This window comes from Stenotrophomonas sp. GbtcB23, from assembly GCF_019091045.1.
GTDB classification, from domain to species: Bacteria; Pseudomonadota; Gammaproteobacteria; order Xanthomonadales; family Xanthomonadaceae; genus Stenotrophomonas; species Stenotrophomonas rhizophila_A.
The window spans coordinates 1-19472 of the sequence record NZ_JAGXKC010000049.1 but is presented as its reverse complement, the minus strand read 5'-3'; the positions used below and the strand labels follow the sequence as shown (position 1 = coordinate 19472).

Annotated in this window: 15 protein-coding genes; 3 read left to right on the top strand and 12 right to left on the bottom strand. The window is 68.2% G+C overall.

Going from position 1 to position 19472, the window contains the following annotated elements; genetic code table 11:
• Positions 1-360, top strand: a 360-nt coding sequence (locus KVS69_RS15900) for a hypothetical protein (RefSeq protein ID WP_217538894.1), incomplete at its 5' end; no start/stop codon positions are given.
• A 9-nt stretch (positions 361-369) separates the two neighbouring features.
• Here KVS69_RS15900 and KVS69_RS15895 read toward each other — a convergent pair.
• Together KVS69_RS15895 and KVS69_RS15890 are read right to left on the bottom strand one after the other, a co-directional pair.
• Positions 370-1401, bottom strand: a complete 1032-nt coding sequence (locus KVS69_RS15895) for a ribonuclease H-like domain-containing protein (protein ID WP_217538893.1) — start codon at positions 1399-1401, stop codon at positions 370-372.
• Complete coding sequence (locus KVS69_RS15890) at positions 1398-3878, bottom strand: DEAD/DEAH box helicase (protein ID WP_217538892.1); 2481 nt, start codon at positions 3876-3878, stop codon at positions 1398-1400. The genes KVS69_RS15895 and KVS69_RS15890 overlap by 4 nt, the downstream gene beginning before the upstream one ends.
• A gap of 208 nt (positions 3879-4086) precedes the next feature.
• On the opposite strand from KVS69_RS15890, the gene KVS69_RS15885 reads away from it, so the two are divergent.
• On the top strand, positions 4087-4512 hold the full coding sequence (locus tag KVS69_RS15885) for a hypothetical protein (RefSeq protein WP_254622229.1): 426 nt from the start codon (positions 4087-4089) through the stop codon (positions 4510-4512).
• A 15-nt stretch (positions 4513-4527) separates the two neighbouring features.
• Here KVS69_RS15885 and KVS69_RS15880 read toward each other — a convergent pair whose 3' ends face one another.
• The 9 genes from KVS69_RS15880 to KVS69_RS15840 all read right to left on the bottom strand — a co-directional run bounded on the left by KVS69_RS15880 (position 4528) and on the right by KVS69_RS15840 (position 17032).
• A complete protein-coding gene (locus tag KVS69_RS15880; RefSeq protein WP_217538889.1) occupies positions 4528-6357 on the bottom strand; it encodes a hypothetical protein in 1830 nt (609 codons plus the stop codon).
• A complete protein-coding gene (locus KVS69_RS15875; protein WP_217538887.1) occupies positions 6354-8510 on the bottom strand; it encodes a DUF4175 domain-containing protein in 2157 nt (718 codons plus the stop codon). The genes KVS69_RS15880 and KVS69_RS15875 overlap by 4 nt, the downstream gene beginning before the upstream one ends.
• Entirely contained in the window at positions 8507-9628 is a 1122-nt protein-coding gene (locus tag KVS69_RS15870) for a BatA domain-containing protein (protein WP_345776817.1), read from the bottom strand. Before KVS69_RS15870 ends, KVS69_RS15875 begins: the two co-directional genes overlap by 4 nt.
• On the bottom strand, positions 9625-10515 hold the full coding sequence (locus KVS69_RS15865; protein WP_217538885.1) for a DUF58 domain-containing protein: 891 nt from the start codon (positions 10513-10515) through the stop codon (positions 9625-9627). Before KVS69_RS15865 ends, KVS69_RS15870 begins: the two co-directional genes overlap by 4 nt.
• A gap of 7 nt (positions 10516-10522) precedes the next feature.
• Positions 10523-11509, bottom strand: a complete 987-nt coding sequence (locus tag KVS69_RS15860; protein ID WP_068848196.1) for a MoxR family ATPase — start codon at positions 11507-11509, stop codon at positions 10523-10525.
• A gap of 61 nt (positions 11510-11570) precedes the next feature.
• Complete coding sequence (locus KVS69_RS15855; protein ID WP_217538883.1) at positions 11571-12272, bottom strand: DUF4159 domain-containing protein; 702 nt, start codon at positions 12270-12272, stop codon at positions 11571-11573.
• Between the two features lie 16 nt (positions 12273-12288).
• Positions 12289-13623, bottom strand: coding sequence for a TldD/PmbA family protein (locus KVS69_RS15850; RefSeq protein ID WP_068848200.1), 1335 nt, complete (start codon positions 13621-13623; stop codon positions 12289-12291).
• A 21-nt stretch (positions 13624-13644) separates the two neighbouring features.
• Positions 13645-15279, bottom strand: coding sequence for a TldD/PmbA family protein (locus tag KVS69_RS15845; protein WP_068848202.1), 1635 nt, complete (start codon positions 15277-15279; stop codon positions 13645-13647).
• A 124-nt stretch (positions 15280-15403) separates the two neighbouring features.
• The gene (locus tag KVS69_RS15840; RefSeq protein WP_217538882.1) at positions 15404-17032 is read right to left on the bottom strand and encodes a TldD/PmbA family protein; all 1629 of its coding nucleotides are present in this window, start codon (positions 17030-17032) and stop codon (positions 15404-15406) included.
• Positions 17033-17145: 113 nt separating this feature from the next.
• Between KVS69_RS15840 and KVS69_RS15835 the strand changes: the two genes are divergently transcribed.
• Positions 17146-17763: a DUF938 domain-containing protein gene (locus KVS69_RS15835; RefSeq protein WP_217538880.1), complete on the top strand. Its 618-nt coding sequence runs from the start codon at positions 17146-17148 to the stop codon at positions 17761-17763.
• Between the two features lie 47 nt (positions 17764-17810).
• Here the strand turns inward: KVS69_RS15835 and KVS69_RS15830 are convergent.
• Positions 17811-19472 (bottom strand): DUF2235 domain-containing protein (locus tag KVS69_RS15830; RefSeq protein ID WP_217538879.1); only part of this gene is annotated, 1662 nt, incomplete at its 5' end.

Below are 19472 nucleotides of genomic sequence, written 5' to 3'. Positions count from 1 at the left end.
CTGGGCAGGATCAAGCTACAGGGGATTGCGGCCCTCCTGTTCCCGCTGACAATCGTGGCATTGGCGCTGGCGGAGACCTGGCGCGGCACGCTCGGACGCCGCGTATCCTTCATTGGCCACCTGAGCTACTCTTCCTACCTGCTGCACTTTCCGCTACAGCTGAGCTTTGTCAGTCTCGTCAGCGTATTGGGGGTGGATCGCGGCTTCTTCTATTCGCGTGCGTCGTTCCTGCTGTTCGTCGGTGTTCTTTTGCCGCTGTGCTTCGCCAGCTACTACTGGCTCGAACTGCCGGCACAGCGTTACCTGCGGCGCAGGCTTTTTCGCCAGTCGCACGTGTCGGCGGCGGCCCAAAAGGTGTGATCGCATGGCTCACGATGGCTGCAGCGCCAGCGCCTCGCGCTCTAGCTGTTCCTCGGCCACCAGACGCTGCATCAGCAGCGAAAGGGTGACCACATCCTGGTGGTTGTGCTCGGCCACCCGGCGCAGGTTCACCGCGCTGCCACCGCGCAGGTAGTTCAGCCACGCCGCCGGCGCTTCGGAACCGGGCAGGTCGTCTTCGCGCACGATCTGCAGCAGCTGGCGCTCGATGGTGGCCAGCCGGCAGTTCTCCCAGGTGCCGCGGTAGCGGCGGCGGGTGGGGAACAGCAGGTCCACGTGGTCCAGCGGGGTGATCGGGCAGCGCTGGCGGGCCAGTCGATAGCGGGTCTTCAGCAGCGGTGCGTCGTAGCAGCGGCCGTTGTAGCTGGAAAACACCGTGGTGGGCTGCAGCCAGCGCGCGAACTCGGCCAGCATCGCGGTCTCGGCGGCCATGGTGGTCATCAGCAGCTGGCGGATGCGCAGGCCGTCGCCGCGCGCGGCATCGCGGTGCCAGTCGGCCGCGCCGATCATGAAGGCACGGGTGCCGGTGCCGCCGGCCAGGCCGGTGGTTTCGGTATCGAAGAACATCAGGTCCTGCGGCTGCACCTGTTCGCCGTCGCGTTTGGCGAAGGCCAGCGACAGCGGCTGGGTCGGGATGGCCTGCGGCAGGAACGATTCGATCAGGAACAGGCCCGGTGCGATCTCCTCACCCGGCACATGCCGATCCTGTGCGCTCGCGCGCGGTCGTGCCGCCGCCTTACCGCGATCACGCAGCCCCAGCAGCCGGTGCAGGCCACCCACATCGGGCCTGCGCAGCGGTGGCGGTGCCGGCACGGGGGCGCTCGCACCGGTCGGCTTGTGGCGGATTTCCTGCTCCACCCAGGCGAACACCGAATCCGGCGCGGGCCGGCGCGCCTGCGCATCGTTGGCCGCCACCGGCGCTGCGGGTACAGGCGCGGCAGCGGGCTCGGCCGCCGCCGGGCGCGGCGTGGCGTCACCGGCCTGGCGCCGCAGCAGGCGCAGCTTGTCCAGGCTCAGGCTCAAAACGGCACCACCTCGGCCTCGTGCTGCGCACGTGCGCTGGCAGCCGGCAGCGCCTGTTCGTCAAACAGCGCCAGTACCTTCAACGCCAGCGCCTTGGGCGTGGTGGCATCGTCTTCCTGGCCGGCCAGCACCGGGCCCACGCAGGCCGGGCAACCGGCCTTGCAGTCGCAGCGCTGCACCAGTTCCTGCGCGCGCTGCAGCAGCTCGGCCTGGCGCAGCCACAGCGGCTCGCTCAAGCCCACGCCGCCGGGGAAGTTGTCATAGAGGTACACGGTGGGCACGAACTGCTGTTGCAGCTCGATCGCACTGGCGTCGAACTCGGCGCCACGCAGCTGACCACGGCCGCTCTGGTCGGCCACCGCGAACCACGCGCCGTCGCCATTGCCCACCGCCTTCTGCAGGTCGCGCGCATCGGCCATCACCGCCACCGTGGCCACGATGTGCAGCGCGTAGGCCGCGCCCAGGAAGCCATCCAGTGCCTCCTGTTTCGAATCGAACGCGGTCAGCAGCAGCCCCTGCGGCAGCTGCCACCACACCGCAGTGGTGTGCAGTTCCTGGTCGGGCAGGTTGACCGGCCCGTAGCCGATGTTTTCATGGGTGTAGTAGCGGATCTTCTTGTAGCCGGCCACGCGCCGCACCACGTGCACTTCGCCATGGTGCGAATCGCCCTGGCCGGCGATGCAGCCGTCGAAGCGGTCCAGCACCTTGAGCTTGGTGAAGTCGATGCTGTCGGTGTAGTAGTCCACGTGGGTGCGGGTGACGTAGGCCTTGCGGCCTTCCCAGTCCAGCCGCTCCACCTGGTACGGGGTGGACTGCACCATGTGGATGGCGCCTTCGTACAGGGTCAGCGCGGCGGCGGAGTAATCCACCTCGGCAATGATCTGCTGCTTGCCGTCGCTGCGGTCGACCACCACGAAGTTGCCGTCGGCCACCGAACGCAGGCTCACCGCGTTGGCCGGGTAGCTGTCGGCGATCCATTCCCAGCGGTCGCCTTCGCGATGCACCACTTCGGTCTCGGCCAGCGCTTCCAGGAACACCAGCGGGTCGATCGGGCCGAACGGGTCGCCGGCCAGGAATGGCAGTTCGAAGGCGGCGCAGCGGATGTGGTCGAACAGGATCAGCGGCTGGTCCGGTGCGGTCCGCGCATGTTCGGGCGAGGCATCGGCGAAGAAGTCCGGGTGCCGCACCACGTACTGGTCCAGCGGCTGCGAGCTGGCCACCAGCACGCCCAGCGCCGGCTGCTGGCGGCGGCCGGCGCGGCCGAAGCGCTGCCAGGTGGCGGCCACGCTGCCGGGGTAGCCGTTGAGCACCACCACGTCCAGGCTGCCGATATCCACGCCCAGTTCCAGCGCCGAGGTGCTGACGATGCCGTCGATGTTGCCGGCGCGCATGGCGCGTTCGGTCTCGCGGCGTTCGGTGGGCAGGTAGCCGCCGCGGTAAGCGCGGATGCGTGGGGGCTTGCGCGGGTCGTGGTCGAAGATGTCCTTCAGGTACTTGGTGAGCACTTCGACCATCAACCGGCTCTGCGCGAAGATCAGCGTCTTCAGCCCGGATTTGATCGCGATGCGGGCGATGCGGTTGCTCTGCGAGCGCGCCGAGGCCCGCAGGCCCAGGTCGGCATTGACCACCGGCGGGTTCCACAGCAGCACGTGCTTGGGCCCGGTCGGTGCGCCGGATTCGGTGATGGCGGTGACCGGTGCCTCGATCAGCGCTTCGGCATGCGCCTGCGGGTTGCCGATGGTGGCCGAGCACAGGATGAACTGCGGCGACACGCCGTAGAAGGCGCAGATCCGTTTGAGCCGGCGCAGCACGTTGGTGACATGGCTGCCGAATACGCCGCGGTAAGTGTGCACCTCATCGATCACCACATAGCGCAGGTTCTCGAAGAACTGCGCCCACTTGGTGTGATGCGGCAGGATGGCCTGGTGCAGCATGTCCGGGTTGGACACCACGATGTCGCCGTGCAGGCGGATGGCTTGGCGCGCATCGCCGGGGGTGTCGCCGTCGAACGTGAACGCCTTGACCCCCAGGTCGCCGGCGCGGTTGAGCTCCAGCAGCTCGGCCACCTGGTCCTGGGCCAACGCCTTGGTCGGGAACAGGTACAGCGCCTTGGCCTTGCCCTGCATGGCGGCGCTGACCACCGGCAGGGTGTAGCACAGCGACTTGCCGCTGGCGGTGGGGGTGACGATCGCTACGTGCTCACCCCGTTGGGTAGCCTCCCATGCTTCGGCCTGGTGGCTGTACAGCTGCTCGATGCCCCGCGCCTTCAGCGCGGCGGTCAGCGCGGCGGGCACATCGGCCGGGATCGGCGCGTAGCGGCCTTCGCGGCCGGGAATCGTGAAACTGCCGGTGATGCGGTCGGCGTAGCGCTGCTGCAGCCGCGCGGTGAGCAGGGCACCGTTGCGCGAGGGCAGCCCGTCGGTGGTCGCGAGGCGGCGCTCGGCGTCCTCGGTGCGCTTGGCAAGTTCGTAGGCCATGGGGAACAACGGTCTGCAAAGGACGCCATGGAAGCACAATCGCGTCTCAGCGGTTGAGACATCGCCGGCCGGCCGGGTGAATGATTCAGCGCCTGCGCTGCTGTCGGGCACGGGCAACGAAATCTGAAGGCGGGCTTCGTATGCTGCGCGCTGGACGCTGCTGACAGGACGACACGTGGCATTACGCATAGGGATGGCAACAACGACAATGATCGCCGGGCTGCTGCTGGCGAACGGGGCCCAGGCCCAGCAGGATCGCGGCGAACCCGCCGACAGCGCGGACGCCCGCGTCACCACGCTGGGCGAGGTGCGCGCGCTCAAGCCCGAGGACGACGTGCCACTTGACCTGTACCGCTTCAAATCCCCGGTGCAGCCCGAACCCAACGCGTTCAATCGCGTCTGGCACGAACCCCCCTCGCTGGAGGAGGTGGGCATGCGCGGCGGCTATTTGATGATGGGCATCAACTACGGCATCGCAAAAACCGCCCAGGGGCTGCATACCCTGACTCGCGCCCCGGACCCGATCCAGTCCGCCATCGCGCGCCCGCCGCCGGGGCTGGATGCAGCCCAGCAGCGCCGCGCGCTGCAGTTCTGTGATCCGCAGCAGGGCTGCGCGGCGCCGACGGGGGACTGAGCCGCTGCTACGCCGCTACGCCACCGGTGGCGAAGGACGCCGACGCTCCAGCCACCACAGCAGGCCGGCAACGGCGATGAAGGCGAGCAGCCAGGGCCAGCGGGGGCCGGGGACCTTGCCGGGCGTTCCGCTCGAGGCGGCATTGGATTCAGCCAGGCGATCCGCAGTAGCGGCGCGCAGCTGCTGGCGGTGCAGCGGTTGCGCGCTGGCCGGGTCGAATACGTAGAACGCCTGCACGGTGTCGCCGTGCTGGAGCTGGTGCCACCCGGGCTGCTGCGGCCAGTAGCCGGCGCACTGCTGGCTGCCGCTGGCCGGATCGACCTGCAGGGCGACCGTATGGCCTTCGGCGTCGCGGACGCGGGTGCCGTTGGGTACCTCGCACAGGGTCACGCGCTCGCCCGACCAGGGCGTCGCTGTCTGCAGGCGGATGGCAGGCGCACCCGGCAGCGCGCGCGCGACCTTCGACAACACGCCCGACCACAGCTCGGCGTAACGGTCGTCGCGGCCGGACAGGACCAGCCGGTAGCTGTCGGTAACCGGGAGCAGGGCGATGCGGCCGCGACCGACGCTGCGCCAGCCGCCCACGGCGTTGCCCTTGGCGTCGAGCAGCAACGCATCCGAATCGGTCACCCCCGCGTCGAACCGCTCCAGCGCGGGCGGCGTGGCGCTATGTGATGCGGCGTCGGCTTCGTCCATCCACGCGGTGCTGTCGGTGGAGGGGCGCTGCGGGCCGCGTCGCGCCTGCAGCAGCGCGGCCTCCGGATCGGCCTGCAGCTGCAACGGTGTCGCACGGCTGCCGGCGCTCACCGGTAGCCCCCAGTTGCGCAGCGCCTGGCGGGTAGCATCGTTGAGCGGGCCGCTGCTGCGCACCACCACGCCCAGCCCATCGCGCAGCGCCTGCTGCACCAGCGTGCGTTGCGCCGCGCCCAGTGCCGCCAGGCTGCGTTCGTCGAGCACCAGCACGTCGGTGGCGGCCAGGCGTGCCGTGCTCAGGGCGACCGGCGCATCGCCGAGCATCACCCCACCACCGGCGCTGGCCTGGGCCTGCACGGCCAGGCCGGTATCGGTGGCCCAGCGGCGCAGGTACTTCAGTTCCGGGCCGGGTGCGCCGGCGAGGATCAGCACCCGAGGTGGCGGGGCGGCCACGGTCTGCAGCGGCACCGGAAGGCTGTCAACGACGTGCTGCTGCGCGTCGAGCAGTCGCAGGGTGAACTCGCTGCGCCCTGCGGCGCGTGCGCTGCCGTGCAGGCGCACGGTGCCCTGCGCGTCCAGCGGTGCGCGGTCCACCACCATGCCAGCCGGGTCGAGCAGTTCGGCGCGCGCCCCGTCGACACCGCCGGCGCGGGCGGCAACCTCGAACAGCGCGCCGGGGGCGGTGACCGACGGCGGCTGGAGATCCAGCCAACCGCGGGGCACGGCAGGGGATTGGACCGTTACCCGCAGCGGCAACGCGGTATCGCGATCGCGCGCGCGCAGTCCATCACCGACCAGCAGCAGCGAGGTACTGCCCGGATGCTGGCGCAGCGCGGTGGCCAGGTCGGGGGCGCGTACGGCGCGTGCACTGGGCGTTGCCTCGGGCAGCGCGATCACGGTTGCGCCGGCGGGCACGGCGCCTGCGGATGCGGCGTTGCCGGTCAGTACGGTGAGCTGGCCCGCTTCCACGCTGCGCTGTGGTGGTACGAGGGTGAAGTAGAGCAACAGGGCGGACAGGGCCTGCAACGCGAGCAATGCGGCGGGTCCGGGTGAAGGCAGCCACGCACGGCGTGGCTCCACGCGGAGGATGCGTACGCTGCCTGCTAGGGTGATCAGGGCCAAGGCGATGGCGAACCATGGGGCCATGCTCATCGCGTGCCCTCCAGTGCGTCCAGGTAGCGCTGCGCCATCGGGTCCGGTGCGCTGCGGCGTTCCAACTGCGGCAATGGTCGCTGCAACGCGCGCCACAGTTGTGCGCGCAATGTGGTGCGGCAGGATGCACAGTCTGGTGCGAGGCGCAGTTCTTCGACTGCCGCCGCAAGACTGAGGGGGTCGGTCAGTCGCGATTGATGGCGGCCCAGCCACTGGCTCAGCGCGTCGAGGTCCGGTGGGCTGCGGGTGTCGGCCAACTGCTGCCAGACCGCCACGATGGCGGGATCGGGTGCGTCCACGGGGGTAATGGTGGAGGAGCGGCTGCCCAGATCGGTGCGGTCGCCAGTCATGCGGCGGCCTTCGTCGATGGGCGGCAGCTCGGGCCCGACCCGGGCCAGATAGATGCGCTCGGCCTGCTGCACCTGCTTGATGAAGGCCAGTGCCTTGTTGGCGAACGGCAGTGCGCGCTCGGGGTGGCCCTGGCGCAGTTCACCTTCCGACGACCACATCTGGTCCAGTGCGGCCTTCAGGATCGCGCGGGTCTGCGGATCGAGCAGGGTGGCTGCTTCGGCATGGTCGTGGGTGTGGCCGTACTCGGAGAGCACGTCGGTGGCGGCGCCGAAGACCGGGGCGCTGTCGGCCCTGGTTGCGCCGTGCTCGTGATCGTCGTGGCCACCCTGTGCACTGGCGGTGTCGTGCGCATGATCCTCATCGTGATCAGCGGCCGGAGCATCGCTGGTGGGCAGGCTGTCACTGGTCGGCGGCGGCTTGGCGCCGCCTTCGCTTTCCTCACCCAGGAACTGGCCATAGCGCAGGCGCAGGATGCGCTGGTCCACGCCGATCGCATCGGAGCGCTTCACGAACTCCTCGGCGGGCAGCTGGCGGCGCAGTTTGATCAGTGCTTCGGCGTCGATGATGATCTGGCGCTGGCTGCGGAAGTAGGCGGGCAGGGTTTTCTTGACCATGCCCTCCATATCCGTGCCCAGCACCTGCTCTTCGCTGGGCAGGCGCAGGATCAGGCTGGTGCTTTGCGCGGTCTGCGCGGTGGGCGTGCGGTTGTCGCGCACCTGCAGCTGCGCGATCACATCGTTGCCCGGGCCGGCGCTGAGTGCAGCCAGGTCCAGCGTGCGCGCGAAGCGGCGCTGGGTGGCCGGGCCCGTGCCGGTCAGCGCGATGCGCTGCTCACGGAAGGTGATGTTTTCCCCGCTGCCCTGGGCCAGGGTCAGGTGCAGTTCGGCACTGGCCGCCACGCCGAAGTCATCGCTGGCTTTGAACTGCAGGCTCCATTGGCGTTGGCCGGGCGTGGCCAGGACCAGGGTGCGGTCCGGTGCGATCACGCGCACGCTGGGTGGGCGGTCGGGCACCACATCCAGGCGATACAGCTTGGGTGCGGTCAGCGCCGGCTCGGTGACGATGCGGTACAGCGTGGGCCTGGCCGCCTTCCACTGCGCCACCCACGCCTCACCATCGCGGCGCAGCGCGATGCGGGTGCCGTCGTGCAGCTGCAATGCGGCCTGCGTGGGCTGTGCGCTGAAACGCAGCGACCACTCCAGTGCACTGCCCTGCACCACCTTGGCGTCCAGTGCGGTCTGGGTGCGCAGTGCCTGGCCGGTGTAGGCCGGTGCCTGGATCTGCAACCGGGAGGACTGCAGGCTGGGCGGTTGGGCCGGGTTGGCGGGAGGCGTGGCACGGCCGGGAAGGCCCGGCAGCGGTGCGCCCGGTGCAGGCCAGCCTGCGGCGAGCACGGCCACCAGCATTCCGCCACACCACGACACGGCCAGCCAGCGCTTCGGCCAGGCCGCGCGCAGGTCCGGCGGCGCGGCCTGCAGCGCGGCGGTGACGCGTGCCTGCTGGCGTTGCTGCAGGGGATTGAGTGCGGCGGTATCGGCGAACAGCAGATCGGCGCTGTCCTGCGCGATGGCATGCGTGTCCAGGCGGCGCACCAGCCAGTGCCGGTCCAGCCGCCGCGCGCGCCAGGTTGCGGCACCTGCGACGACCAGCAGGGTTGCCAGCAGCATGATGGAGCCGATGTTGATGCCCGCCACGCGCGCGGCGATGGCGGTAAGGGCCAGCGCCAGTGGCACCAGCAGCAATGCGGTGATCCACCACCGCCGGCGACGCGCGCGCTGCCATGCCTGGTGAACGCGGTTCATGCGCTTGCCCCGCGTCGCGGTGCGGTGGCCATCCAACGCTCCAGGGCGAACAGCAGCACGATCACCGCCAGCAGCCAGGTCGCCAGATCACGCGGCTGTGCCAGCGGCGGGCTGGCACCGGTCAGCGGCGCCTGTACGGCAGCCGGCGCCAGTTGCGGCGACGGCAGCGGCCGCACCTGCTCCAGCAGGCGGCGCGGGAACGAAGGTTCGCGCACGATCGGCAGTGCATCGGGTGACAGCGCGGCAGTAAAGCGCAGCACCTGTCCGCGACCGAGCGCATGGCGCATGACCGCTGCCTTGCCGCTGGCATCCTGCAGCACCGTCGTACCGATACCGGTGGCCGCCTTGGTCGACACAGCCAACACGCTGCCGCCATCGTGCACCCAGGCCTGCCAAGCGGCGGGCAGTGGCGCATCGGCCAGCCACACGCCTACCTGACCTTGTTCCGGCGCGGCATCGGTGGCGAGCGGCGCCGACAGCGGCTGTCCGCTCCACGCGCGCTGCAGGGCATCGAGCACAGCCCGTTCGGACGGTTCCGGGTCGTTGCCGCTGACGCGCAGCTGCGGCGCGCTGTCCTGCACCGGCGCGCCCACCGGCATCGCAACCGGCCGCCAGTTCACCGCACGCGACAACCGTGGCCGCTCGCCGTCGAGCCCGCGCATGGGATCGGGGACGTACACCGTTAGTTCCGTGCCCTCAGGCAGGGTTTGATCCAGCTCGCGCAGCAGACTTGAAAGCGGCTGCTGGCCGGCCGGCGCCGCATCCCGCAGCGGCGGGAATCCGGGCGCCAACCAGCGACCCTCGCTGCCTGCAGGCAATGTAGGAGGGCTCAGTCCCGGTGCCACCACCACCCATGCCGGCGTCTGCACCGGCGCGCCGTGCAGCAGCGGCCGGGCCAGCAGTACGGCCAGCGCGGCAAGCAGCAACAGGCGCACCAGCAGCAGCGGCCATTCGTCGAAGCGGATCCGCTGGCGCGGGCGGGCCTTCGCGCGCAGCCAGCGCAGCGCGGCGAACTCCAGCGGCGCGTAGTGGTGGCGGCGCGCCAGATGGATCAGCAACGGCACCAGCAGTGACGCCAGCGCCAGCAGGCCCAGCGGGAACAGCAGCGACAGGCTCATCGCACGTTCCCCGCCAGCAGCCGCAGCGGCGCGTCCAGCGGCTGGTCGGTATGGGTCACCACATGGGCAACGCCGCCGCGCTGCAACCGTGCCTGCAGCACGCGCTGCGCCTCGGCGAAGCGGGCCAAGTACGCGTCGCGGATCGCGCGGCCATCACCCAGCAGCTCTTCACCCGTTTCCGGATCGCGGAAGCGGTGGCCGTCCTGGAACGGGAAATCACGCTCGTCGGCGGTCAGGATCTGCAGCTGCACCACATCGCGGCGGGCGGCGGCCAACCGCTCCAGCAGCACGGTGCCGGCGTCGTCGAAGCCATCCCCCAGCGCCACCAGCATGTCGTTGGCCTGTACGCGTTCCCAGACCGGGCGCAGCGCGTCCGCTGCGGGCCATGCGCCACGCGCACGCAGGCGGTGCAGCAGCAGGTGGATGCGGTCGCGCTGGCGCGCACCACTACCGGCTGGCACCAGCTGCACGCCGTCGCCGTTGATGGCGACCAGGCCGAAGCGGTCCCCCTGCTGCAGCGCAAGTTCCACGATGCAGGCCGCGGTGGCGCAGGCATGGTCCAGCCGCGACACCGCGGGGCGTGCACGGTCGGCCTGCCCGGCCGATGCCGTGGCATCGACGAGGATCCAGATCGTGACCGGACTTTCGCGCTCGGACTCGCGCACGAAGAATCGGTCCGAGCGGGCGTACAGCTTCCAGTCGATCTGGCGCAGTTCGTCACCGGGCTCGTAGGCACGGTACTGCGCGAATTCCAAACCGGCGCCACGGCTGCGGCTGGCATGCTGGCCGATGCCCTGCGCGCCAATCGCACGCCGCGGCAACAGCCGCAGCGCCTTGAGGCGGCTGCGGACATCGGCGGGGATGGCGATCGGGGCGTGCGGGCTCACGGCAGGCTCAGGCGGGGAAGGGCACGGCCTGCAGCAGCGCGGCGATCACATCATCGGCGCCCTTCTGCTCGGCTTCGGCGGCGAACGAGAGCAGCAGGCGGTGGCGCATCACCGGTGCGATCAGCGCCTGCACGTCGTCGCGGGTGGCCGCGAAACGCCCCTGCAGCAACGCGCGGGCCTTGGCCGCCAGCACCAGCGACTGCCCGGCACGCGGGCCGGCGCCCCACTTGATCCAATGGTTCACCGCATCCGGCGCACCGGCACCCGGACGGCTGGCACGCACCAGACGGGTGATCCAGCCCAGGACGTCATCGCTCACATGCACCTGCCGTACCGCCGCCTGCAGGGCCAGCACATCCTCGGCGTGCATCACCTTGGGAACGGTGCCACTGCTGCTGCCGGTGGTCTGCACCAGGATGTCGCGCTCTTCCTGCTCGGTGGGGTAGTCCACCCGCACGTGCAGCAGGAACCGGTCCAGCTGGGCTTCCGGCAGCGGGTAGGTGCCGGCCTGCTCGATCGGGTTCTGCGTGGCCAGCACGAAGAACGGCGCCGGCAACGGGTAGGTGGTGCCGGCGTAGCTGACAGTGCGTTCCTGCATGGCTTCCAGCAGCGCCGCCTGGGTCTTGGGCGGGGTGCGGTTGAGCTCGTCGGCCAGCAGCAAGTGGGTGAAGATCGGCCCCTGCTGGAAGCGGAAATGGCGGTGGCCGGTGCCGTGGTCTTCCTCCAGCAGCTCGGTGCCCAGGATGTCGCTGGGCATCAGGTCCGGCGTGAACTGCACGCGCCGGAACTGCAGCTCCAGCGCCTGCCCGAGCGAACGCACCAGCAGGGTCTTGCCCAGCCCTGGCGCGCCTTCCAGCAGCACATGGCCACCGGCCAGCAGGCCGATCAGCAGCTGCTCCACCACCTCATGCTGGCCGACAACGGCCGTGCCCAGCGCATCGCGCAGGGGCTGCAGCTTGGAGAGAAGGGCGTCAATGGGGCTATCGTTTTGCATGGCATGCTCGCAGCAATGAATGTAGAGCCACGCCCTGCGTGGCTGAAGAAATCAGCGAAACCTAGTTGTTCAACGCATACATCACGATGTTCACGCCGAACCGGGTGTTGTCCTCGGCCAGGAAGCGCTTGTTGCGCCAGTCGTAATCCCACTCGCAGCCGTAGTCTTTATTGCTGTAAAGCACGCCCAGCCGGCCATCGACCTCGATGCCCTTGAGGTAATCGTGCACGAGATCATCGCCCCAGCCGTTGAGCTCGAAGCCGGTGGCTGGTGGCCCGTCCGGGAACTTGAAAAAGCTTCGATACAGCGCATGCGTGTTGGGCAGCTTCTTCAGCGCGGCCGGCCCGAACAGCTTGGCCATCTGCGCTTCGAACGACTTGGCGAAGAGCCCGTCGATGTCGTGGTTGCAGTCATCCACGAACACGAACCCGCCGTTGCGCACATAGCGCACGAAGTTCTGCCGCTCGGCGGCGTTGAACTCCACCAGCTTGTGCCCAGCCAGGTAGCAGAACGGAGCCTCCAGCATGCGCGGGTCGGACAGCGCCACCACATGCTCGGTCGCGTCGACCCGCAGCGTGGTGTAGTCGATCAGCGAGGTGATCAGGTTGGACGGCATGCGCGCGTCCACGTCCCAGTCGCCGGAGTCGTATTTGAGGCGGGTGAACCAGAAGTCGTAACGCCCGGCCTGCGCGCGGGCGAACGAGGGCAGGGCCGCCAGGGTGGCCCCGCCAAGCATCAACCGCAGGAACTGCGCGCGGTTCATTGCCGCACGCGCGCCATCAGACCGCGTCGGACAGCGAGGTGAAGGTGAAATCGCGCAGCTTCATCGGCGGGATCATCATCACGAAGCTGGATTCGTCACCGGCCACGCGTACCGGCTTGCCCAGTTCTTCGATGTTGTTGAGCATGATCACCGGCGATTCGTTGAAGCGGAAGTTCTTCACCGGGTACTTGATCTGGCCGTTTTCGATATAGAAGGTACCGTCGCGGGTCAGGCCAGTGAGCAGCACGGTCTGCGGATCGACCATGCGGATGTACCAGGTACGGGTGACCAGGATGCCCTTCTGGGTGCCGCGGACCAGCTCGGCAGTGCTCTTGTCGCCGCCGCTCATCAGCAGGTTGCCCGGGGTGGCATTGGCGGTCTTGCCCTGCTTCTGCGCCCAGAAGCGCGAGTAATCCAGGTTGGCGACCTTGCCGTTCTCGATGATGGCCAGCTTGTTGCGCGGCAGGCCCTGCTGGTCCCACGGCAGCACCGGTGCCTCGGGGTGCCACGGGTCGGCGTACATGTTCACGCGCGGGTCGTAGACCTGCTCGCCCAGCTTGTTGCCGCCACCCTTCTTGGACAGGAAGCTGCGGCCTTCATCGGCCGAGCGCGCATCGAAGAAGTTCATCATGAAGCTGATCAGGCCGGCAGCGGCCGCCGGTTCCAGGATCACGGTGTACTTGCCCGGCTCCAGCGCCTTGGCTTCGGACGATTCGGTGGCCTTGCGCATGGCGATGCGCACGTCCTGGTCGGCCTTGAAATCGGCGGCGTCCTTCAGGTTGCGGCCCACCCAGCCCGAACCGCGCCCGTCTTCGGTGCGCACCGTGCAGGTGTAGTCGAAGTTGGTGGTGCGCTGGTAGCCGAAGTTGCCGTTGCTGTTGGCGGTAGCCTGGAAACCCTGGCCATCTTCCAGGAAGCCGGCGGCGATCAGGCCGTTGCCACGGCAGGGCGCGATCGAATCGGCGGCGACCTTGGCGCGGAACGCCGGGTCGATGGCGGCGGTGGATTCGCTGAAGGTCGGGCTGGCGGTGTAGGTCTGCTTGCCGATGGCCGGCAGGAACTCCGGGTTTTCCGGGGCCAGGCGGGCCAGGTCCTCGGCACGGCGGACCACGCGCTCCAGCGCGGCGTCGTCGAACTCGTTGATCGAGGCGGTACCAACGCGCTTGCCGAAGGCCACGGTGACGGCCAGTTCGGTGTTGTCGACGATGCCGCTGGTGGAGACGTTGTTGAGCGCGAAACGGATGTTGCCGTTGATCGAGCCGGCCAGCACCGCGGTGGTCTCATCGGCCTTGGACAGCGCGATGACCTTGTCGAGGATGGCCTTGGCCTGGGCTTCGGTGAAGATACTCATGGAATAAGGGCTCCTGACCGGTCAGCCGAGGCTGCGCGCGGTGTTGATGACGTTGATGCCGTTGAAGCGCGCGGTGGACGAACCGTGCGAGACCGCCGAAACCTGGCCCGGCTGGCCCTTGCCGTCGAAGAACGAACCGCCCAGGCGGTAATCGCGTTCGTCGGCCACGGCGCTGCAGGCGTTCCAGAACTCCGGCGTGCGGATCTGGTAGGCCACGTCTTCGAGCATGCGGGTGATCTGGCCGTTCTTGATTTCATAGAACAGCTGGCCGCCGAACTGCGCGTTGTAGCGCTGCTGGTCGATGGAGAACGAGCCGTCGCCGATGATGTAGATGCCGTTCTCGACGTCCTTGACCAGGTCGCTCACGCTCAGCGGGGTCTTGCCCGGCGCCATCGACACGTTGGCCATGCGCTGGAACTGCACGCTGGACCAGGAATCGGCATAGCAGCAGCCGTCCGATTCGGTCTTGCCCAGGATGTGGGCCTGGTCGCGGATGGTCTGGTAATCGACCAGCTTGCCGTTGCTGATCAGGTCCCAGCGCTTGGTCTTGACGCCTTCATCGTCGTAGGCCACCGCGCCGAGGCTGCCCGGCTGGGTCTTGTCGGCGAAGATGTTGACCAGGTCGCTGCCGTACTGGAAGTGCTGTTCGCGCTTGTCCAGGGTGGCGAAGCTGGTGCCGGCGTAGTTGGCCTCGTAGCCCAGCACGCGGTCCAGTTCCAGCGGGTGGCCGACCGATTCGTGGATGGTCAGCCAGGTGTGCGAGGGGTCCAGCACCAGGTCGTACTTGCCCGGCTTGACCGACGGCGCCTTCAGCTTCTCCTGCGCCTGCTTGGCCGCCGCGATGGCGTCTTCCTTCATGTCGTACGACGAGCCGTAGTTGACCACGCCGTTCGGCGTGAGCACCTTGCCGCTCGCGGCGCCATCGAGGTATTCGTAACCCATGCCCATCGGCGCGGACAGGCCTTCGCGGGTGCGGAACTTGCCACTGGCCTTGTCGATGGCGGTGACCGTCATCGGCGCCCAGATGCGGTGCACGTCCTGGTCGATGTAGGAGCCATCGGTGGACGCGAAGTACTTCTGCTCGTTGACCAGGAACAGCATCGAATTGACGAAGCTGGCCCCCGCACCCATCGCGGCGGCGTTGACGTCCAGCAGCAGGTCGACCTTCTCCTTGATCGGCACTTCCATCGCGTTCTTGCGGATCGGCGTCTTCCAGCTCACCTCGCCCACACCCGGCGCAGCGGCCAGCTGCACCTTGGCGGTCTGCACGCCGGCGTTGGCCTTGGCGATGGCCACCGCCTGCTGGGCGGCACGCGCCACATCGGTCGGGTTGAGCTGGTTGGTGGCGGCAAAGCCCCAGGCACCATTGACGATCACGCGGATGCCCACACCGGTGGACTCGGTGTTCACCACGTTCTGCACCTTGTCTTCGCGGGTGATCACGAACTGGCGCAGGTAGCGGCCGATACGCACATCGGAGTAGGTGGCGCCGCCCTGGCGGGCGGCGGCCAGCGCGGCGTCGGCCAGGCGCTTCTTCAGCGCCGGGTCCAGGGTGCTGTGCAGTTGCTCGGCGGCAATCACCTTGCCGAAGAACGCCGGCACGATCAGGCCGCCAGCAGTAAGCCCGGTCAGGGCAAGAAAGTCACGTCTTTGCAAGGCAGCTCTCCACGTCGGTGTGGGGGTGGCAGGAACAAGGCGGGATCAGCGGTACAGCGGTGCATCGATTCTTGCGGGCGCGGCGGTCCAACGGTAGTGACGTTTGGCACGGTGGCCGGGCGGCTCAGCCCAGGCTGCGTGCGGTGTTGATGATGTTGATGCCGTCGAAACGCGTGGTCGCCGAGCCATGCGACACCGCTGAGACCTGGCCGGGCTGGCCCTTGCCATCGAAGAACGAACCGCCGAAGCGGAAATCGCGCTCGTCGCAGATCGCGCTGCAGGCGTTCCAGAACTCCGGCGTGCGGATCTGGTACGCGGCGTCTTCGACCATGCCGGCGATCTGGCCGTTCTTGATCTGGAAGTACAGCTGCCCGCCGAACTGCGCGTTGAAGCGCTGCTGGTCGATGGAATACGAGCCGCGGCCGTGGATGTAGATGCCGTTCTCCACGTCCTTGATCATGTCGGCCACGCTCAGCGGGGTCTTGCCCGGTGCCAGCGACACGTTGGCCATGCGCTGGAACTGCACGCTGGACCAGGAATCGGCGTAGCTGCAGCCATGCGATTCGGTTTCGCCCAGCAGGTGCACTTCATCGCGGGTGGCCTGGTAGTTGACGAGGATGCCGTCCTTGACCAGGTCCCAGCGCTTGGTCTTGACCCCTTCGTCGTCGTAGCCCACCGCACCCAGGCTGCCCGGGGCGGTCTTGTCGGCAAAGAAGTTGACCCGCTCGCTGCCCCAGCGGTAGCCGGCGTCGCGCTTGTCCAGCGTGGCGAAGCTGGTGCCGGCGTAGTTGGCCTCGTAGCCGAGCACGCGGTCCAGCTCCAGCGGGTGGCCGACGTTCTCGTGGATGGTCAGGAACAGGTTGGACGGGTCCAGTACCAGGTCGTACTTGCCCGGCTTGACCGAGGGTGCCTTGAGCTTCTCGCGGGCGTGGCGGGCGGCGGCGATGGCATCCTCGACCGGATCGTAGGAATCGCGATAGGCGGTGATGCCACCCGGCAGCTGGATCTTGCCGCTGGCCTCGCCATCCAGGAATTCATAGCCCATGCCCATTGGCGAGGACAGCCCGGCGCGGGTACGGAACTTGCCGGTGCCCTTGTCGATGGCGGTGGCGGTGAACGGCAGCCAGATGCGGTGCACGTCCTGGTCGATGAACGAGCCATCGCTGGAGGCGAAGTACTTCTGCTCGTTGACCAGGAACAGGGTGGAGTTGATGAAGTCGGCGCCGGCGTTGGTCGCGGCCGCATTCAGGCTCAGCAGCAGCTCGACCTTGTCCTTGATCGGCACCGCCATGGCGTTCTTGCGGATCGGCGTCTTCCAGCTCACATCGCCCACCCCCTTGACCGGCGCCAGCTGTACCGGGCGGGTCTGGATGGTGGCGTTGGCACGGGCGATGGCGGCGGCCTGCTCCACCGCGGCCAGGATCGCGGCCGGGGTCTGCTGGTGGGTGGCGGCAAAGCCCCACGCCCCATTGACGATGACCCGGATGCCGATCCCGGACGATTCGCTGTTGGTGACGTTCTGCACCCGCGCCTCGCGGGTGATCACCGCCTGGTTGAGGTAGCGGCCGATGCGGACGTCGCAGTAGCTGGCCCCGGCCCGTTTGGCGGCAGCCAGTGCGGCCTCGGCCAGCGCCTTGTTGCGGACCGCGTTGGCCGGCTCGAGCAGCTGCTCGGCGGCGATCAGGCGGGCGTGCGGCACCATCAGGCCCGCCAGACCCATGCCAGACAGCGTCAAAAACTCACGGCGTTGCACAGCGTTCGATTCCCCGGGAACGATCAGCCTTCGACTGTCGTTTGCGACCCGGTGCTGGCACAAGTGACTGCGGTCATGGTTGGATGTGCGCTGATCCCACATTTCCGAACGTCATGAGCCAACAACGCTGGTCCGAGGCCTGCGAGCGCAACCGCGACCCGATCCTGGCGGTACTGCGCCGCCTGCTGCAGGACCGCCAGCGCGTGCTGGAGATCGGCAGCGGCACCGGCCAGCATGCCGAATACTTCGCCGCCCAGCTGCCGCACCTGCAGTGGCAGGCCAGCGATCATCCGGACTACCTGCCGGGCATCGCCGAGCGCCTGGCCGAGGCGGGGCTGCCCAACGCATCGGCGCCGTGGCCGCTGCAGGCGGTACTTGCGCCGGTGCCGGGCCTGGCCCCACTGCCGGCGTCCCCGCTGGGCTTCGATGCGGTGTTCAGCGCCAACACCCTGCATATCATGAGCTGGCCACACGTGCAGGCACTCTTCGCCGGGCTGCCGGCGGTGATGGCCGACGATGCGCTGCTGTGCGTGTATGGTCCATTCAATTACAACGGTAACTACAGCAGCGACAGCAACCGGCAGTTCGATGGGTGGCTGAAGGCGCGTGATCCGGAATCGGGCATCCGGGATGCCGAGGCGGTGGATGCGCTGGCCGCAGCGCAGGGCTTGCGGCTGGTTGACGATGTGGCGATGCCGGCCAACAACCGGCTGCGTATCTGGCGGCGGTGAGTCGCGCGGCCCGCCACCTGGACGCGCATGGCGTGTCTCTACGATAGTTACCGTGCAAACCCGCCCAGCGCCGGCTCTGGCGCCTGCTGTGGGGCGGCGTGCTGCAACTGGAACGCCTGCTGCTGCTCGATCTCACTGGCGGCAGCCTCCAGTTTCTGGTCCGACACCGCTATCGGCGTCTGCTTGGCCAGTTCGATATCAAACGGCACCCGCTGCTGGTCATGCGGTCCGCTGCCCTGCTGGACAAGGAAGGCGTAGCCCTTCGATCCGAACACAACCTCATCGACGCGGGAGATCTCGCTCTTCTGCAGCGGGCCGGCGTTGCTGTCGGGATACAGCGCCTGGCGCGTCTCCCGGTTGTCCATCGCGCAGGCCAGCGCCGAGCGGCAGAACTGTTCCCGTTCCAGCCCGTTCGCGAAGCTGACCCGCCCCTTGTCCTCTGCGGCCTGCACGCCTTCGCGGATGCGGGCCAGCGTGGGATTGTCCACGTGCCCGGGGACGTCCGGCGCCTTCCGCTGATCGCGCTGCGCGGCCAGCTCCACCAGGGCCTGCAGCTGCGCCTGTTCCGTTGGATCGGGCTGGATGGAACGGTGTTCGAACCGCGCCGCCAGCGCCTGGTCAATCGGCTCGGAGTCGTTGCACGGATCGACGATCTTGCAGTTGGCCAGTGCATCACGAAGATTGCGCTCGCCGTCGCGGTCGATCTTCAACCCGTACAGCGCGGTCGCGCCGCCGGCCTGGTACAGCGTCATCGTATCCAGGTCCATCGGCACGGCGCGCTTCTCGAACAGTGGCTGGTCGCGCAACGTGTTCAGATAGTCGATGGCGGCGTTGCCGGTCAGGATCTCCAGTCCTGCATCGCGGTTCCCGCCGCCCACGTTGGAATGGCCACCTGGCGCGGCGACGTTGATCGCGCGCCCATCCGGCGTCATCCCGGGATCGTTGATGGCCTGGTGCGGAAACAGCTCGCGCTGCTCATGGGCGGCCATGATCGCCACGCGCGAGATCACGCTCGGTGGCAGGCGGGCGTCGAAGTTGGCGGGCATGTTCGTCGCCACTGGATCCAGCAGCAGGGTGGCCTGTGCGGCTTGGCCTGGCGGCACCAGCGGTGGTAACCGGCTGATGACGCTGATGTTGCCGTTCCTGTCATGGCCAAACCCAAGGCCTTCTTCAGGAACGATGCCGTACTCATCAATCAACCGGAGCAGGCCGGCCGTCTGTACCGCGCCGCGACTGTAGCCGATGCCGACAACGCGGATTTCGGCTTGAGGATCATTGTTGACCCAGGCACTAGCCTGAACTGCCAGGTCGCGATATGCGCTCTTTATTCCATCCTCCCATGAGTACGCAATCAAACCGTCGAACGCCCGGCCAACGGCATTGCTCTGGGTCCCGATGCCTTGCGAGTAGTGGGAGCCGATTCGATTTCCTGCGTCCTTCTCCAGACGATCCGCCTGTTCAAATAACAGTCCAACAGTAGTTGGTGCGCCCAGTCGGGAGTTGTTGAGGTCCTGGCCAGTGCCATCGAGAAAGGCCAGATACAGGTACTCGTGAGGAGCATTACCGCGCTGCAAGACAGGAACCGAGAGTTGCTCCAACTCCTGTCGTAATGCCTGCTCCATTTGAAGATGACTGGCAGTAGCCGGCCGGCTGCCGCCCTTGGAACCCACCTTCCCCATGGCAAAACTCCCTTTGCTCAGTAGCTGTAT

Excerpts from the sequence above, each read along its gene's own strand:
- KVS69_RS15890 (WP_217538892.1), bottom strand. The coding sequence starts at position 3,878 with ATGGCCTACGAACTTGCCAAGCGCACCGAGGACGCCGAGCGCCGCCTC.
- KVS69_RS15885 (WP_254622229.1), top strand. The coding sequence starts at position 4,087 with ATGATCGCCGGGCTGCTGCTGGCGAACGGGGCCCAGGCCCAGCAGGAT.
- KVS69_RS15880 (WP_217538889.1), bottom strand. The coding sequence starts at position 6,357 with ATGAGCATGGCCCCATGGTTCGCCATCGCCTTGGCCCTGATCACCCTA.
- KVS69_RS15875 (WP_217538887.1), bottom strand. The coding sequence starts at position 8,510 with ATGAACCGCGTTCACCAGGCATGGCAGCGCGCGCGTCGCCGGCGGTGG.
- KVS69_RS15870 (WP_345776817.1), bottom strand. The coding sequence starts at position 9,628 with ATGAGCCTGTCGCTGCTGTTCCCGCTGGGCCTGCTGGCGCTGGCGTCA.
- KVS69_RS15860 (WP_068848196.1), bottom strand. The coding sequence starts at position 11,509 with ATGCAAAACGATAGCCCCATTGACGCCCTTCTCTCCAAGCTGCAGCCC.
- KVS69_RS15855 (WP_217538883.1), bottom strand. The coding sequence starts at position 12,272 with ATGAACCGCGCGCAGTTCCTGCGGTTGATGCTTGGCGGGGCCACCCTG.
- KVS69_RS15850 (WP_068848200.1), bottom strand. The coding sequence starts at position 13,623 with ATGAGTATCTTCACCGAAGCCCAGGCCAAGGCCATCCTCGACAAGGTC.
- KVS69_RS15835 (WP_217538880.1), top strand. The coding sequence starts at position 17,146 with ATGAGCCAACAACGCTGGTCCGAGGCCTGCGAGCGCAACCGCGACCCG.